This window comes from Mesorhizobium sp. BHbdii (genome assembly GCF_053848045.1).
In genome coordinates this window covers 211926-228645 of sequence record NZ_JBSPKX010000003.1, presented here as the reverse complement: position 1 = coordinate 228645, position 16720 = coordinate 211926, and the positions used below count along the sequence as shown (strand labels likewise).

General features: G+C 61.5%; 8 protein-coding genes. 6 read left to right on the top strand and 2 right to left on the bottom strand.

Annotated elements, in window-relative coordinates; genetic code table 11:
* Positions 1 to 95 precede the first annotated feature (95 nt).
* The 5 genes from ACWTU8_RS18035 to ACWTU8_RS18015 all read left to right on the top strand — a co-directional run bounded on the left by ACWTU8_RS18035 (position 96) and on the right by ACWTU8_RS18015 (position 13050).
* Positions 96 to 9266: an SDR family NAD(P)-dependent oxidoreductase gene (locus ACWTU8_RS18035; RefSeq protein ID WP_455849235.1), complete on the top strand. Its 9171-nt coding sequence runs from the start codon at positions 96 to 98 to the stop codon at positions 9264 to 9266.
* A 56-nt stretch (positions 9267 to 9322) separates the two neighbouring features.
* Positions 9323 to 10459: an efflux RND transporter periplasmic adaptor subunit gene (locus ACWTU8_RS18030; protein WP_455849234.1), complete on the top strand. Its 1137-nt coding sequence runs from the start codon at positions 9323 to 9325 to the stop codon at positions 10457 to 10459.
* Positions 10456 to 11604: an ABC transporter permease gene (locus tag ACWTU8_RS18025; protein WP_455849233.1), complete on the top strand. Its 1149-nt coding sequence runs from the start codon at positions 10456 to 10458 to the stop codon at positions 11602 to 11604. Before ACWTU8_RS18030 ends, ACWTU8_RS18025 begins: the two co-directional genes overlap by 4 nt.
* Entirely contained in the window at positions 11604 to 12296 is a 693-nt protein-coding gene (locus ACWTU8_RS18020) for an ABC transporter ATP-binding protein (protein WP_455849232.1), read from the top strand. The genes ACWTU8_RS18025 and ACWTU8_RS18020 overlap by 1 nt, the downstream gene beginning before the upstream one ends.
* Before the next feature lie 259 nt (positions 12297 to 12555).
* Positions 12556 to 13050 carry a hypothetical protein gene (locus ACWTU8_RS18015; protein WP_455849231.1) on the top strand — a complete coding sequence of 165 codons (495 nt, stop codon included), beginning with the start codon at positions 12556 to 12558 and terminating at the stop codon, positions 13048 to 13050.
* A gap of 95 nt (positions 13051 to 13145) precedes the next feature.
* On the opposite strand, the gene katE is transcribed toward ACWTU8_RS18015, so the two are convergent.
* The gene (gene katE, locus ACWTU8_RS18010; RefSeq protein WP_455849230.1) at positions 13146 to 15257 is read right to left on the bottom strand and encodes a catalase; all 2112 of its coding nucleotides are present in this window, start codon (positions 15255 to 15257) and stop codon (positions 13146 to 13148) included.
* 349 nt (positions 15258 to 15606) lie between these two features.
* On the opposite strand from katE, the gene ACWTU8_RS18005 reads away from it, so the two are divergent.
* Complete coding sequence (locus tag ACWTU8_RS18005; protein ID WP_455849229.1) at positions 15607 to 16170, top strand: sigma-70 family RNA polymerase sigma factor; 564 nt, start codon at positions 15607 to 15609, stop codon at positions 16168 to 16170.
* Here the strand turns inward: ACWTU8_RS18005 and ACWTU8_RS18000 are convergent, their stop codons facing one another.
* Complete coding sequence (locus tag ACWTU8_RS18000; RefSeq protein WP_029356162.1) at positions 16171 to 16353, bottom strand: hypothetical protein; 183 nt, start codon at positions 16351 to 16353, stop codon at positions 16171 to 16173.
* Positions 16354 to 16720: the final 367 nt, after the last annotated feature.

Here is a 16720-nt window from a genome sequence, read left to right as displayed (position 1 = left end):
TGGTGAATTTGCGCTTGGAGCTTCCGCAAGGACATGCATTTAAATACACCGTGGGTTGTGCAACCTACGGTGCATAACTAGGCGGGGGTCTGGGCATGAACATTCATCGTGGGGGCGATGCGCCCCAGCACGTCATTGACTCTACGCAGCCAGTCGCGGTTATCGGGATCGGTTGCCGGTTCCCTGGAGGGATTCAGGACGCGGAATCGTACTGGAACTTTCTCCTGGAGAAGAACTGCGGCATCGTTGATATCCCGGCGGACCGCTGGAACGCCGACGCCTTCTACGATCCGGAGCCCGATGCGCGGGGAAAGATGCGGACGCGCTGGGGCGGATTTCTTGCCAGCGATGTTTTCGGCTTCGACCCGAGTTTCTTCGACATGTCGCCCCGCGAGGTGACAACGATGGACCCGCAGCAGCGCCTGGCGCTGCAAGTGGCGTTCGAGGCCGTCCAGGACGCCCACCGCACATTGGCCGATCTGCGTAGCGCACGCACCGGTGTATTCCTTGGCATCTCGACCAACGATTTCGCGCAGAACCTTCGCCGCGGACGTGTCGGTGGCGGGGATATCTTTGCCGGCACGGGTTCGGCGTTCTCGATCGCAGCTAATCGAATCTCCCACCGCTTCGATCTGAAAGGGCCGAGCATTGCCGTCGACACGGCATGCTCGTCGGCGCTCGTCGCCATCGACCAAGCAGTGCGTCACCTGAGCACGGGCACCTGCGACATGGCGCTGGCAGGCGGCGTCAACTGCATGCTCGATCCGGGTCCGTTCATCGCATTCTCCAGCGCCAATATGCTTTCGCCGACCGGCGGCATCTACACGTTCGACGAAAGGGCGGACGGCTTCGTTCGCGGCGAAGGCTGCGGCTTCGTATTGCTGAAGCCTCTCGACCGCGCAATTGCGGACGGCGACCGGATCTATGGGGTGATCCGTCATTCGATGGTCAATCAGGACGGATATACGCCAACCCTGACGTCTCCGAGTGGGGAAGCGCAGCAAGCGATGCTGGAGGCGCTCGTAGAAGGCGCTTCCATCGATCCGGCGGATGTCGACTATGTCGAGGCTCATGGAACCGGCACACCGGTCGGCGACCCGATCGAGGCGGCTGCCATCGGCCGCGTGTTCGGTGTGAATTCACGACCAAAGCCGGCCTATGTCGGATCGTTCAAGCCCAATCTCGGCCACCTCGAATCCGCTTCCGGTATCGCTGGTTTCATCAAGACCGTGCTGACGGCGACCCATGCCATCGTGCTGCCGAACCGGAATTTCGAGCGCCCGAACCCGAGCATTCCCTTCGACGCGCTAAACATCGCCGTAGCAACGAAGCCGAAGCCAATCGACCATCACGGCCGACCGGCCCTGGCGGTGGTCAACTCCTTCGGCTTTGGCGGAACCAATGCCTCGATCGCCGTGGAAGGATGGCGGGGACTGTCGCCGAGCGTCAATCGCGCGCCAAGGCCGGTAATAGCCGGCCATCCGATAGCCGTCCCGATCTCGGCCGGCAGCACGGCGGGACTGGAGCTGTGGGCAGGCCGTCTGGCGGATGCTCTGGAGGAGGGGGGCTCCCTGGCAGAGACGCCGGTCGAAGACATCAACGCCCATTTGAGCAGCGCGCGCGATAACTTCGCCCAACGGGCCGCGCTTATCGTCGAGCCCGAGCGCACCGCGCTCCAGACCCAGCTGCGCGCATTGGCGAAAGGAGCCGTTGAGCAGAACGCGGAAGGGCCGACCATCATCACCGGCAGGGCCTCCTCCAACCGTCGGCTCGCCATCGCCTTCTCGGGCCAGGGCGGCCAGTGGTGGGCCATGGCGCGCCGCCTGTTGAAGGAAGACCGCGCGTTTCGCCGAACGGCCGAGATGTTCGACGAGGTGCTGCGTCCGATGGTCGGCTGGTCGACCGTCGAGGAGATGCTACGGGACGAGACAAAGACCCGTATCAACGATGCCGATGTCACGCAGGCCTCCATCTTCGCCACACAGATATCGCTCTACGAGCGCTGGATGAAGATCGGCGTGCGGCCTGAGCTTCTGATCGGTCATAGTTTCGGCGAGGTCGCGGCCACGTATGTTTCAGGCGTCATCGATCTCGGGACGGCGGCCCGCATCATCGCCAAACGCGGCCTCATACCGCTGAAAAGCGAGCGGCGCGGTGCAATGGCCACGATAGGGCTGACGGTCCAGCAGCTCGAGCCTTTCCTGCCCGACGACGAAAGCGTCGTCATTGCTGCCTATAACGGCCCGATCGCTCAGACGATCTCCGGCATGGAGGACGCGGTGCTTGGCCTGCTGGCCAAGGTCGCGGAAGCCTATCCCGACGCGACGGCCCGCCGCATGACCATGGATTTCGGGTGGCACAGCGCGCATCTGGAAGATTGCAAGGAATGGTTCCTCGGCGAACTTGGTCCGGTTGCCTGGAAGGAAGGCCGCCTGCCGATCATCTCGACTGTCACCGGCATATTCGAAACGAAGTTTGACGCTGACTACTGGTGGGCCAATTTGCGCCAACCTGTCAGCTTTACCAAGGCATTGGACTTCACCCTCGATTTCGGCATCAATACTTTCCTGGAAGTCGGTCCGCACCGCACGCTGACGCCGCTCATCCGAGGCATTTCGCAGGAACGTGGGGCAGACGTCGCCGCGGTGAACTCGCTCGATCGCAAAACTGATGATTTCTGGACGCTGGCGCGGGCCGAGGGCAGCCTGCACGTTGCCGGTGTCGAATTTCACCGGCCGAAACCATCGAGCGGTCGGTTGGCCATTCCCAAACTGCCCTGGAACAACCAGCGCCTGCTGAACACATCCGAGGAGACCAAGAGCTTCCTGTTCGAGGCGCCCCGGCACGCCCTGCTTGGATGGCGCGACTTCACGGCGGGACCGTCCTGGACGAACGAAATTACGCTCAGAGGCTTCAAATTCCTAGCTGACCACCGCGTCAGCGGCGACTGCCTGTTCCCGGCCGTCGGTTACATCGAAATCATGGGTGCCGCGCTGCGCGACCATTTCGGATCCGAGTCCGTGGAGCTGCGCGATTTCAAACTGTACGAAGCGCTTTCCATCGCCGAGGACGACGTCATACTGGTCACGACGACGTTCGATCCGATCGGTAGCAGGCTGCGCATCTCGACGCTCCATCGGGATTCGGAAGACGGCTGGAGGACGCGTGCCGAGGCCTATGGCTTCAGCCACAAATACGAACTTGCACCAGCTCCCGCTGACCTCCTGCAAGATCGCCCAAGCCTTGTCGAAAAGACGGAATTCTACCGTCTGGCCGAACGGCACGGCCTTGAATATGGCCCGTATTTCCAGTCAGTGAGCGCGCTCGATATTATCGGCGACCGCCTGGTTGCCAGGCTGTCGAGCAAGGATCCCAACCTGTCGAAGCAGTATTTCGCCTTTCCAGGACTGCTGGACGCCGTGCTCCAGGCCGGCATCGGCCTGGCTTCGCATAAAGACGGCGTGTGGCTTCCTGGTGAACCGCTGCCGCCGGCGAATGAAGACAAGGCCCAGTACCAGCTGCGCCTGCCGACCGGGGCGCGCAAGATCCTGCTGAGCGCCCCGATGACACCCGACGTGATCGTCGACATCCGGCCGGGCCTCGATCCGTACTCGATGCGGTTCAGCGTATTCTCGCCGGAAGGGCAGCCGTTGATCGTTCTCGACAACCTGCAGACAAAGGCGCTGGGCAAGGTCAGGGGCGGCAGGACCAAACAGGGCGCCGGCTCCGTCTCCAGCGCTTTCGAGGAGCATTTCGAGAAGCAGGAAGCCAAACCCGCAGCACCCTCATTGCGTTGTACTCACTGGCTGGTGGTGGGTGACGGAACGCAGCGTCTGGAAGCCACATTGGCCGAGTTGGTCAGCCGCGGAGTGACGGTCGAAGTCGCAAATCCCGCGCCCTTCTTGAATCTCGATGCGGATGAAGCGCTCGCCACGATCCGGGCATTCATGACCAAATCGGAGGGGAAGGGTGGCATCCTGTTCAGCGCCGCCGTCGCCGAGACGCTCGACGAAAAAGCAGGCGGGGACGCGCTTCTCGCCACGATTACGCCTGTCGTCCACCAGTTGATCACACTTGGAAAGGTCGTCGACCGGCTGCACAGCTCGTTCGAACCGCGGCCCGAACTGGTTGTCTTCACGTCCGGCAGCCGGCTCATGCAAGGTGACCAGCCGATGAGCCTTTCCGGCCTGAGCGAGAGCGCCTTGATCGGTATTTCTCGCACAATGGCAAACGAATTCAAGGATTTGAGCATTCGTCTTATCGATGCGGATGCCAAGTCGCTGCAGTCAGGGGTAACGACTTCGGACGCCGTGCTGGAGGAAACCGCAGAAACGGAATTCGTCCTGCGCGGCGCCGAACGCTATGTCCCGCGTCTGAAACAATTGGCTTTGCACGAAGTCGCGCCGTCGCGGCGGACGCTGGAGACCGCGCGGGATTCTTCCAACTTCGCCGTCACCATGACGGGACCCGGCACCATAGACAACATCGTACTGCGCGAAATCGCCGATCCCGAATTGGCGCCGAACGAGGTCATGGTCGAAGTCGCCGCGGTCGGCCTGAATTTCCGCGACATTATGGCGGCTACCAGCATCCTGCCGGACGAGCTGGAGAATGACGAGGCGTATTGGCGCAATCTCGGGCTGGAGTTCGCCGGGACCGTTCGCAAAGTCGGTGATCGGGTGACCAATCTCAAGCCCGGCGATCGCATCATGGGCATGGGCAAGGGCTATCTCAGACGCTTCGCCAAGATCCGGGCGGATCTCGCCATGCGCGTGCCCGACGGCATCGATCTGATCGAGGCCGCGACCCTCCCGACAGCCTTCCTTACCGCTCACTACGCTCTCACGCATATCGGCAGATTGGCGGAGGACGAAACCGCGCTCATCCATCTGGCTTCGGGTGGCGTCGGCCTCGCCGCCATCCAGGTCGCGCATGACGTGGGCGCTCGAGTCTTTGGCACTGCCGGCAGCGACACGAAACGCGCCTTCCTGATGAAATGGGGCGTGGATGAGGTCATGAACTCGCGCGCCCTCGATTTCGCCGACGAGGTGCGTTCCCTGACGCGCGGCCGCGGCGTCGACGTGGTGTTGAACGCGCTGTCTGGCAATGGCATCGACAAGAGCCTGGAATGCCTGGCGCCGTTCGGCCGCATGGTCGAGATCGGCAAGCGCGATCTCGCCGACGACAAACCGATCGGACTTCGCTCGCTCTATCGCAATAACGCCTATTCGGTCATTGATCTCTCGACGCTTCCCGTGGAGAGGGAGAAACTCTTCAGGCAATTGCTGGCGGAGGTGGAGGCAAAGGTTGCCGCCGGGGCTTACAAGCCGCTGGAGGCGAGCCGTTTCCCGGCATCACGTGCTGCGGAAGCCATGCGCATGCTTTCGCGAGCGCTGCACATCGGCAAAGTGATCGTCACTTTCGACGAACCTTCCGTGGACATCGAACTTGACCTCGCCGCACAGTTCGCCGTCTCCGCTCAGGCCTCCTATCTCGTCACCGGTGGACTCAAGGGCTTCGGCGTCGCGATCGCCGATTGGCTGAGTCAAAAGGGCGCGGGAACCATCATCCTTGCCAATCGAAGCGGTGTTCCCGATGCCGAAGCGGCTGCAGCCATCGATATCATGGAGCAGCGCGGCACGCGGATCGTTCGCGCGGCTTTGGACGTGACCGATGCAGCAGCCGTCGACAGGCTGATCGGGGAACATGCTGCGGGAGACGCCCCACTGCGCGGCATCGTGCATGGCGCTGCGGTGATCGAGGATGCGTTCGTCTCGCAGCTCGATGCAGGCAAGATCGACCGCGTGCTGCGGCCGAAGATAGCCGGCGGATGGAACCTGCACGTCGCCGTCGTCGAACATGATATTCCCCTCGACTTCTTCGTGAATTTCTCCTCGATCGCGCAGGTTATCGGTTCGTCGGGGCAGGCCAACTATACGGCGGCCAACTCTGTTCTGAACGCAATCGCCACGTATCGCAGAGGTCGCAACTTGGCTGGCTCCTCCACGGCCTGGGGCATGATCGCCGGCACTGGATTCGTCGCCAGGTCGGAAGCAATGACCAACTATCTCGACAGCGTAGGCATCAAGCCGGTGCAGGATTCCGAAGCGGCGGCAGCCTTGTCCTATCTGTTGCGCGCCAGATCGGAGAACCTCGGCTTCGCCCATATCGACTGGGCCGCGATCGCACGTACGAACCCGGGCGCAGCGACGAACCCGAGGATTTCGCCGCTGCTTGGAGACAGAACCGGAGGGCGGTCTCGCATTCAGGCCGAGCTGGCGGCCGCGCCACGCGAGGCGTGGGACGACTTGCTTGCGGACATGATCCGGCGCGAGGTGGCGAAAGTCCTGAAGGTCGAGGCAAGCGCCCTGGCTGATGACCGCAAGCTCAGCGAACTCGGTCTCGACTCTCTGTCGTCGTTCGAGCTGAAGAACCGCGTCGAGGCCCAGGTCGAAGTCGACATCCCTGTCGCCAAGTTCCTGCAGGCGCCGACGATCGCGGGGCTCGCCCGTCTCGTCGCGTCCGCCTTTGAGGCGAAGCTCAAGGCATCCGCGTTGCTGGTCTCGGCCGCACAAGTGAGTCCCGACGGCGCTGCAGTGCAGGAAGCCTTCCGGCCTCTTGGCCGCCAGGTCCATGCGATGATGCTGGATGGACGGCCGATGTCGTCGGCCGTCGCAAAGGCCGACAATCAGATCCTGGTCGAGACGAGCATCGCGCCTGGCGTGTCGCTGGCCACGCTTGCGTCAAGACTGGCTCGACTGGTCGAGAGCCACGATGCGCTCCGGATGACGGGTGCGACATCGGCGTCCGGCGCGGTGGAGATCGGTTTCGAGGCCCAACTGGTTGTTGAAGTGCTTTCGCCGGGCGGTCGTTTGGGCGATGTCGCGCTCCCTGGTCCGCTGTGGCGCATCGGTGCGTGGCAGCGGCAGGATGGCGGTCACGAGCTGCAAGTCCGGGCTCATCGCGCGGCTGCCGACGCTTTGTCGGTTCATCTTCTGCTCGCGCAGCTCGCGCAAGACGAGGAGGAAGCGGTCGAAGCCAGGCCCAGTTTTGCCGACCATGCACGCGGGGTCCATCCGATGCCTGGATCGAGCGAGTATCGTCGCGATCTCGCCTACTGGAAGGAGATCCTTCACTACGCGCCTGCGATCGTACCGATACCCGGCCGCAGTCGCGCCGCGTCTCCCGCCGGTATGGGATCGAACCGGGGCCGTGTCGGGCTGCTGGAGATCACGCTTCCCGCCGCAGCGTTCGCGCGGAAATCGGAATTGCCGGCCGCGCGCTTCCTGACCGCCTATGCCAAGACCTTGGCAAACCGCTTCTCCCGCCGGTCGTTGGTCGTCGACCGCTGGTATAGCGAGCGCGGGGAGGGGATACCAAACGGATTGATAGGCCCCCTGGATGGGTCCTATCCGGTTGTCCTGCGAGCCATGGATGAACCCGGTTACGATCTGCTCAGGAAGGTCGAGCGTGCCGACGCAAACGGTCACGCGCACCGGTCAATGGATACGTCGTCCCTGGAACTGGCGCTCGAAGAGGACCTGCGCGTTCGCCATATTTCGCTGCGCCAATTCGGCTTCGCTTTCCTCGACGGGAGCCAAGTTACCGCGCTCGCCGCTCTCGACCATCCTCTCGACGCGGTCGCCGCATCCGCGCACGAGATCCAATTGTCCGCAGCGGTCTGCGAAGCCGCTGTTGTCTGCCGGCTGACGGTGGATCTCGACGTCGTCGAGGAAGCAACGGCGCGGTTGCTGTTCGATGAGTTTCTCGGCGAGCTTTCCTCCCAGCTTGAAACGTCAGGCCCCCTGGTACCCGACGCAATGCTCTGGAGGGTGCGCGAGTGGTCTGGCCAGCCGAGTGCGAGCGCGGATGTCGAGCGCTCGCCGCTCGAGGGCGTGCCCAACGTAGAAAGAGAGATTGCGGTGACCAGCACGCAACTGGGGTTGCTGCGTTTCCAGGAACATCCGGACGCGACTTCGCATGCCCGTGCCGCGTTCCTGGTGAGCAAAGAGTTCAAGATCCGGCCGCAGATGGATGCCGACCGTCTCAGGCGAGCGATCGAAACGATCATGGCGCGCCACGAGGTGATGCGTACCCGGTTCTTCCGCAAGGGGGCTGGATACGGCGCTTATCTGGAAAGGACGCCGACGGAGTTCTTCAGGGTCGAGCAAGTTGCCGATGAGGCCGAAGCAATAGAGCGCGCAACGGAACTTGCGCAGGAGCGCATAGACATTGAGGCACCGATGTTCCGTGTCACCGTCATCCGGTTCGGCTCCGAGAGCGACCTAATCGTCGCCAAGGCACATCATCTCGTCGTTGACGGCTATTCTCTCGGCCTCATCGTCGAGGAGACAGTCAAGGCTTATCTCGGCCTGCCGCTTGATCCCGTGGAAATGAGCATCGACCGGTTCATCCGGGATTTTGACCATGTCGGAAAACCCGGCTCGTTCGAACGGCGCGACGCATTCCTGCGCAAGGTATTCGCCGAGCCCTTGCCGGATATTCCCAATCTCGGGCGCAAGGCGAAGGGCCGGCGGACGAATGTCAATCTGGTCGATTGCAGCCTCGGCGAGGGCGTGACGCTCTCGATACCCGGCGACCAGCAGGATGTGCTGCGCAAGCGTGCCAGGGCAGCCGGCACGACGGAAACGGCCATGATCATCGCGGCCTTTGCACACACCATTGGTGCGCGGGGTGGCGTGGATGATATGGTCCTGCAGATCCCAGCTGCCTTGCGCCACGACCGGAGGCTGGAGAACTACGTCAACTTCGTCGCCTCGGACGTGCCCGTACGCGTGCGTCTGTCCCGGTACGAGACGCTCGAAGCACTCGCCGTTTCCCTCGGAGAAGGGATCAACGAGGCCATCCAATTCGCGCCCTTCATGGATTCGAATTATTTCGGGGACGTTCATGACGATGTCGTGGCCAAGGGGTCCTACACCTCCCTCTTCGTCGTCGGCACCCAGACGGTCGAAAGATGGACGCAGGCCACGCAGTCGGCCCCGCTTCAAAGGGCCAATGCAACCGGCGAGCTCGACCTCGGCATGTTCAAAGTAACGCCCCTGCCTGACATGCGGCGAGAAAAGCCACGCACCAGCGAGCTAGACTTGCGTACCTATCCGAGCGGGACCGGTCTTGGTCTGTTCATGACATACGATCTGCTTGGCTATGACGATGCGGAGGCGCATGACATTCTGCGGGAGGTCATCGAACGGCTGGTGGCCGGCCAATCGACAGTCGATGCCGTTGAGCAGGCGGCGGGGTAGTATTGCGCAATTCTTGGGTTGACGGGGCCGGCCGAAGCCGGTGCGGGTAAAGTCACGTGGTTCGCTTCATCTTAATCTTGTTTGCCGTTCTGGCGGCAGTCGGGCTCTTTTCCGGATGGTACATCTGGCCCGCTCAGGTCGAGTCCTATGTCGCCCAGCAAAGGCTGATCGCGCGTGAGATCGCCGGGCCTGGCCTGCTTGGCGCGACCAATCAGGTTGTCGTGACGGCACGGATCCAGGCGTTCCTGGCCGAGGTCCGCGTCGACCGGAATGACGAAGTGAAGGCAGGCGACGTACTCGCCACCCTCAACGCGACCGAACTCGAATACCAGCTCGCCGCCGCGGTCGCCAACGACCGGGCCGCTGGGGAGAGTGTGCGCGAGGCCGAGCTCGAGCGCGACCGGCTGGCCATCGCCGCCGGCACCGCTCAGGCCGATCTGGGGCGCAGGAAGCTCCTGCTGGCCGGCAAGTCGATTTCCAAATCTGAGTTTGACCTCGTCGAGGGTACCCAGAAGCAGGCTGAGGCCGCGTTGGCGCGCGCGACTGTTACCATCGAGCGTGCAAAGGCCCAGGCCGCGGCCGCGACCGCCGAGGTCGAGCAACTGCGGAGCCGCGTCGGCGAAACCTCCATACGCTCCCCGGTTGACGGTGTCGTGGTTTCCCGCAGTCGTACAGTCGGCGACCTGCTTTCGCCGGGCGTCGAACTGATGCAGATCGTCGATCCGAAATCATTGCTGGTCTTTGCACGCTTCGATGAATCCGCAATGGGGTCGCTTCGGCCTGGGCAGGTCGCGAAGGTCACGTTCTCATCGAATCCGCAGCGGCCCTATGCCGCTTCGATCCTGCGGATCGGCCGTCAGGTCGACCAGGAGACGCGTGAGTTCACAGTCGATCTGAAACTGGACGAGGTGCCTGCGAACTGGGCGGTTGGGCAGCGTGCGAGCATCATCATCGAAGCGGAATCGCCATCGCCGGGCATCGCCGTGCCACAGCGTTTCCTGGCCAGGAACCAGGGGCGGGTGGGTCTATGGGTTGCCCGCGAAAGCCGGGCCTTTTGGGCGCCCGTTTCACTGGGCTATTCCAGCGGTGCCGATATCGAGATCACGCGCGGCCTGAAAGTCGGGGATGTGGTGCTCAGTCCGACAGGCCGCTTCCAGTACCAGGCGGTCAACATACAGGTATCAGGCGGGTGAACCTCGCGATCAAAGATATCAGGCACAACCTGTTGAGGTTCATCCTGACTGTCTTCGGCGTTGGCCTCCTGATGGCGGCGACGATCGGCATGCTGGGCATGTATCGCGGCATCGTCTACGAAGCACTCATCGTGATCGATGGCATTGGTGCCGACCTCTGGGTCGTCGAAGGGGGAAAGTCCGGGCCGTTCGCCGAATCCTCCGCCGTTCCGGCCAATCTCGATCGCCGCGTGGCCGGCGTGGCCGGCGTTGCGGCAACGCGGCGGTTCATCCAATACAATCAGCAGTTCGATGTCGACGGGGCTCCCCTGCGCATGTCGGTCACCGGAGTGGACTATCCAAGCGACAGTGGTAGCTGGATACCGTTGATCGCAGGCCGTCACGTCCAATCGAATCGTTATGAGGCGATAGCCGACAAAACTCTCGGCCTGGCTGTTGGCGACGAGATCCGGCTTGGACGGGATAGCTATACGATTGTCGGCGTGTCTACCGGGCAGGTCGACATGGGTGGCGACGGTCTACTGTTCGTCACCATCCCGGACGCGCAGGTCATCAATCAGCTCCTGCCCAGCGAAGCGATCCTCCTCAACCGCGCTGCCAAGGGCAAGACCCGCATGGGTCTCGGCGACGATACCGGAAGTGTCGCCGCGGTGATCGTCGAAACTCTCCCGGGCGCCGACAAGGAGGTCGTGCGTGACGCGATCAAGCGCTGGGGTGATGTCGAGGTCCTGACTCAACAGGACCAGGAAACGCTTCTGCTGGACGGCCGCCTCGGCAAGCTGCGGGTACAGATCCTGGCTTTCACGACAATGACGCTGCTCATCTGCTGCGCCGTCATAGCGCTGACCATCTATACGATGACGATCGAGAAGGTCGCGCAGATAGCGCTTTTGAAGCTGATCGGCGCTCGTGACCGGGTGATCATCGGCATGATCGCGCAGCAGGCGGGGTTGATCGGCTTTTGCGGCCTCGTTCTGGCCATCGCCATCTCGTTCACGATCTATCCGAGGTTCCCGAGAACCGTGCTGATCACCGAATCCGACCTTGGCGTGTTGTCGTTGGTGCTCATGGCGCTCAGCCTTGCGGCCAGCGGGTTTGCGATCCGTCGTGCGCTCGCGGTCCGTGCCCAGGAAGTGCTGGCCTGATGTCGCAGCGCCGCCTCGCCACGCTGGAGGTCCGCAGCGCCAGCAAGGTCTATGAGAGCGGCGGCTCTCCTGTCACCGCGCTGGCTGAAGGTTCGCTGACCTTGAGCCCCGGCGCCGTCAGTGGCATCGTCGGCCCCAGCGGCTCGGGCAAGACGACACTGCTGATGATCGCCGGCCTGCTGGAGGCTCCGACTACGGGAGAGGTTCTGTTCGACGGCAAGGTGATTTCGCGTCCCGGTGCTAAGCTCAACGAGCTGCGGACCTTCAGGCGGACCCATCTTGGCTTTGTATTCCAGAAGGCGAATTTGATCCCTTTTCTCACGGCGGCCGAGAACGTCGCTATCGCCATGCAGGTCAACGATGTCGGCCGGCAGCAGGCCCAGGTGCGAGCCGCCAGGCTGCTCGATGCGTTGGGCATGGGACATCGCCGCTCCAACTATCCGTCCCAGCTTTCCGGCGGCGAGCAGCAGCGTGTTTCGATCGCGAGGGCCCTTGCTAACGATCCAACCGTCATTCTGGCCGACGAACCCACCGCTGCCCTGGATGGTACGCGGGCGGAGATGGTGATGAAGGTCTTCAGGCATCTGGCGGACAGTCGCAATGTCGCGATCTGCGTTGTGACTCACGATACGCGCTGGATGACTTACTTCGATTCGACGCTCGAACTCGAAGACGGCCGAGCACGGAGGTAGACACCCGCCGCTTCAAATGACCGATAGCCCACAGACACCGGCATTTTCGCGCTTGCGGCATTCTCGACCAAGCGCTCAAACCATTCCGGTCGCACGTTACCGCAGTTTGCCGCATGTACAGGCCAGAAATCGCGTCGACCAGTCTGCGTCGCAGCGATTGGCGGCGGCTCGCTGAACAAGAGCTATGCATCAGTGCCGGGTGAATGGAACATCTGCCGACCATTGCCGTTGATATGCTCGTCAGGCGAAAGGGCTGCATATGTCAAAAATTCAGGCGGTAACTCCAGAGCATTTGCAGCGGCTCAAGCTCGAAGCGTCTGCTTATTTTGGTCCGAAAGTGCTCCACGAAGCATTATTGCGTCTTTGCCAGGCTTGCGGAAGCGATAGCCTTGACCGGTTCGAGAAGACTATGGTCGATCAGATCGAGGCAATGAATGATGAAAGGGCAGATTTCGAGACAATGAAGGAATTTGCCATCGAACAGCTTTACGCCTGCGTTCGAGAGGTCAGTTCTTCGCCGAAAATGAAACAGCCGCTGGAGGAAGCAGAAACCCGAAGGACACTTGGTCGGTCGGAAGAGCCGAAAACCTTGGAAGACCAATTGCAGGCCGGACTTGAGGATTCCTTTCCCGCGAGTGACCCGCCGGCCGTGGTGTCCACAGCGATCTCCGGCGGGGCGAAAAAGCTGGTCGGGACTGACGAAGTACTGAAAAAGCAGCGAGAGGGAGCGACTAAGAACAACGACCGGTCATAGACGGCCCAGTAAGAGCGAGCGGCGCGGATGCTTCCGCCCGCATGGTCGCCGGGGTTCCCGTCTACCATGCAACAGATGGCCAGCATGCACCCGCGTCAGAGCTTGACGGCCGCCTCCCGCGCCCAAAGCCGCAACTTCCGGCAGGCCTGGACAAATTCCTCAGCCGCCTCTTCTGATTCCAGCCTTATCAGTCCTTCATCCGCATCCGCCTCGACACCTGCCCTGGCCAGGAGTGGCTCGGCTTGCGGCGTGAACCCGATGAATTTGCAATGCGCGAAGGCATCGGAAACGAAATCCTTCGCCGCGGCTTCCTTGGCCAGCAGTTCGGCGCCCGGTTCTGACAACATAAGCACGACCGCGTCGAACAGGACCGATGGTCCGCCGTCGATCATGTGCCTCGCTTCGATTTGCGTGCCGTCAGCCGCACTTACGCCGCCGACCTTTGCGGCGACAACCTCCATCACCGCGCCTTCCGTTTCGATCGCGGACCGGAGTTGCTCGAACATCGCGGCATCCACGCCGTCGCTGACCAGCACGCCAACCTTGCGGCCTCTGAAGCTCTCCGGTCCGTTTTCGATGATGCTGAGCGCCGGCGATGGCTCCAGGTCGACTCGCGGCGGCACGGCAGCGTCTGCCGGATTGGGCATCTTTCGAATCCCAAGCTTGTCGGCGACAGTGGCCGCCAGAGCCTCGTCGACGTTCAGCAGATGGGAGACCATTCGTTCGCGGATTGCCTGTGTTTGGACCTTGCTCAACTCGAATGTCAAAGCCATCGCGATGTGGCGTTGTTCCGGAGGCGTCTGGCTGTTGAAGAACTGCCTCGCCTGGCTGTAGTGGTCGGCGAAGCTTTCCGCCCGCAGCCGCACTTTCTGGCCCTCCTCGGCATCGGCAATTGAACGGAAACCGCGCTGGGGTTCTTCGCGCGGACCCATGCCCCACGAATTTGGCTCATAATTGGCACGGCCTACCGGATTGCGCATGGCCATGTGTCCATCCTGTTGAAAATGAGCGAACGGGCATTTCGGTGCATTGATCGGAAGGTGGGTGAAATTCGGGCTGCCCAGCCGTTTCAGCTGGGTATCGAGATAGGAAAAGTTGCGTCCCTGCAGCAGCGGGTCATTGGAAAAATCAATGCCGGGGGGCACGTTCTGCGTCATGAACGCAACCTGTTCGGTCTCGGCGAAGAAATTATCCGGCATGCGATCCAGGACCAGTCGCCCCACGGGGATCGGCTTGAGGATCTCTTCGGGAATAATCTTGGTGGCGTCGAGGACGTCGAAATCGAAGCTGTCCGCAACGTCCTGATCGAAGAGCTGTACGGTAAGTTCCCATTCAGGGAAGTTGCCGGACTGGATCGCCTCCCACAGGTCGCGGCGATGGAAATCCGGATCGGCGCCATTGATTTTGACCGCTTCGTTCCAGACTACCGACTGCATGCCAAGCTTTGGTTTCCAGATGAATTTGACAAAGGTGGATTCGTCGTCCGCGTTGACGAAGCGGAAGGTGTGGACGCCGAAGCCCTGCATGAAGCGGAAGGAGCGCGGGATCGCACGATCTGACATGATCCACATGATCATGTGCATCGATTCCGGCATCAGGCTGATGAAGTCCCAGAAATTGTCATGCGCAGTTTGGGCCTGCGGGAAATCGCGGTCCGGTTCCTGCTTGGCGGCATGGATCAGATCGGGAAACTTGATCGCGTCCTGGATGAAGAAAACCGGGATGTTGTTGCCGACCAGATCCCAATTGCCTTCCTTGGTGTAAAGCTTGACCGCGAAACCGCGCACGTCGCGGGCCAGGTCGAACGAGCCCTTGTTGCCGGCGACTGTCGAGAAGCGCACGAAAACCGGCGTCTTTTCGCCAGCACGCTGAAAAATGTCGGCGCGCGTGTATTTAGCGAGCGATTCATAGGTTTCGAAATAGCCGTGTGCCCCGTAGCCGCGAGCATGCACGACCCGCTCGGGTATCCGCTCGTGATCGAAATGGAAGATCTTGTCACGGAAGTGGAAATCCTCGATCAGCGATGGCCCACGCTCGCCGATCTTCAGAGTGTTCTGATCGTCCGAGACAGGCGTTCCGAGCGCAGTGGTGAGGACAGGGGTCTCGCCTTCCGCCGTTTGGTGAAACTCACCGCCGTTTCCACGCTCGACATTTTGGTCGCGACTGCTTGCAGGCTGAGTTTCTGAACGCTGCCGGGACTGGGCCATGGTTTATCGCTCCTCGATGGATGAAGGCCGGAACCACCGGCTCAGGGCGTCGAACTGCCGATGCGCAGCTTTGTTCCAGCAAAAGATTGGCGCCTTTGCTTGCGGAACAATGGCGAATCGACGTCGCTGGCTGCCCACTGCGGGCGGACCCTGGCAGTGTTCTAATCGGGCGGCCCACTGCAACAGAACTCGGCCGCACAGAGACGGGTGTGCATTCGCCCAATCCAAGATTTTCTAGCGACTTATTTCGATGTCCGGAACGAACCCAACCTTCATGCATTTAGCTAGGTCTGCGTGCATCAACTTATTCTTGCTGGGAGCTGGACCATTGTCCTCGAGGGGCTACGCCTTGGCCAACCAGGAAACGGATGACGTTTCCATCGTTGACCTGATACCTGCCTTGCGAGCCTTCGCCCGCACCTTCTGCCGTGTTCCTGACGATGCTGATGACCTGGTCCAGGAGACGTTGACCAAAGGGCTCGCCAACATCGATAAGTTCGAGCGCGGAACGCGTATGAAGTCATGGCTCTTCACCATCATGCGCAACACCTATTATACGCGCATTAAGGCCGCCGACAGGGAAAAACCCGGCCTGCTTGACTGCGCCTCTTCGATCCCGATTTCGGAAGCGACGCAGGAATGGACCGTTCAGAGCAAGGAAGTCTCTAGCGCGGTCCAGAAGCTGCCGGAACATCAGCGCGAGGTCCTGATGCTGATCGGGGTGCTTGGCGTCAGCTATGAAGAAACTGCCGAAATATGCGGTTGCGCGGTGGGAACGGTAAAAAGCCGCCTTAACCGAGCGCGCGCCAGCGTGCTGGAACACCTCGGCGAAAGTTCGTTGCAGACATTGGTAGAAAGACGCAATCACCTGTCCGAAGCACAGGGAAACTTGGCAGTCGACAGGCGTCGATAGCTATTCCACTTTCTTTGCTTTGCATCGACGCTTCTCGACAAGCGCGTTCTGCAGTTGGACCGCAAGGTTGGTCAGACGGTCGGGGACCTTTTCCTGCTCGATGGCAGTCAGCAGAGATGCAATCTTCCGGTCTATTGCCAGCCGGAGTTGCGGGCTGATGGTATCGTCGCTTGAGCGAGACATAGTGTTCTCTTAACGAATTGGTCCCTTCACCAGTGTGGTGACAGCAATCAGCGTTTGCAAGGACTCACGCGCCGTCCTCGCCGTCAGCGCCGTCCCTTGCACAGCATTGTTTCGAAGCCGCTAATCTCGTCGGGGAAGCCTATGCTTTCCCCTCCCTCTCCCCCGGCAATGTTGCCGGGTGCGCTCGATAATTCGACTCTCGCGACCTCTGCTGCCACTGGTCATGATTCGCGTTAGCGGTTGCAACAGTCAGTCTTGAGAGAGCCGATCCGCGGCGTGATACTGATCGGAATTAATCCGATTGCCGTCGAGCCGGCGTCGCTCGGTGTGCTGCTTCCTAGGCCCTGTCCTGACAAAGCCGCGTTTC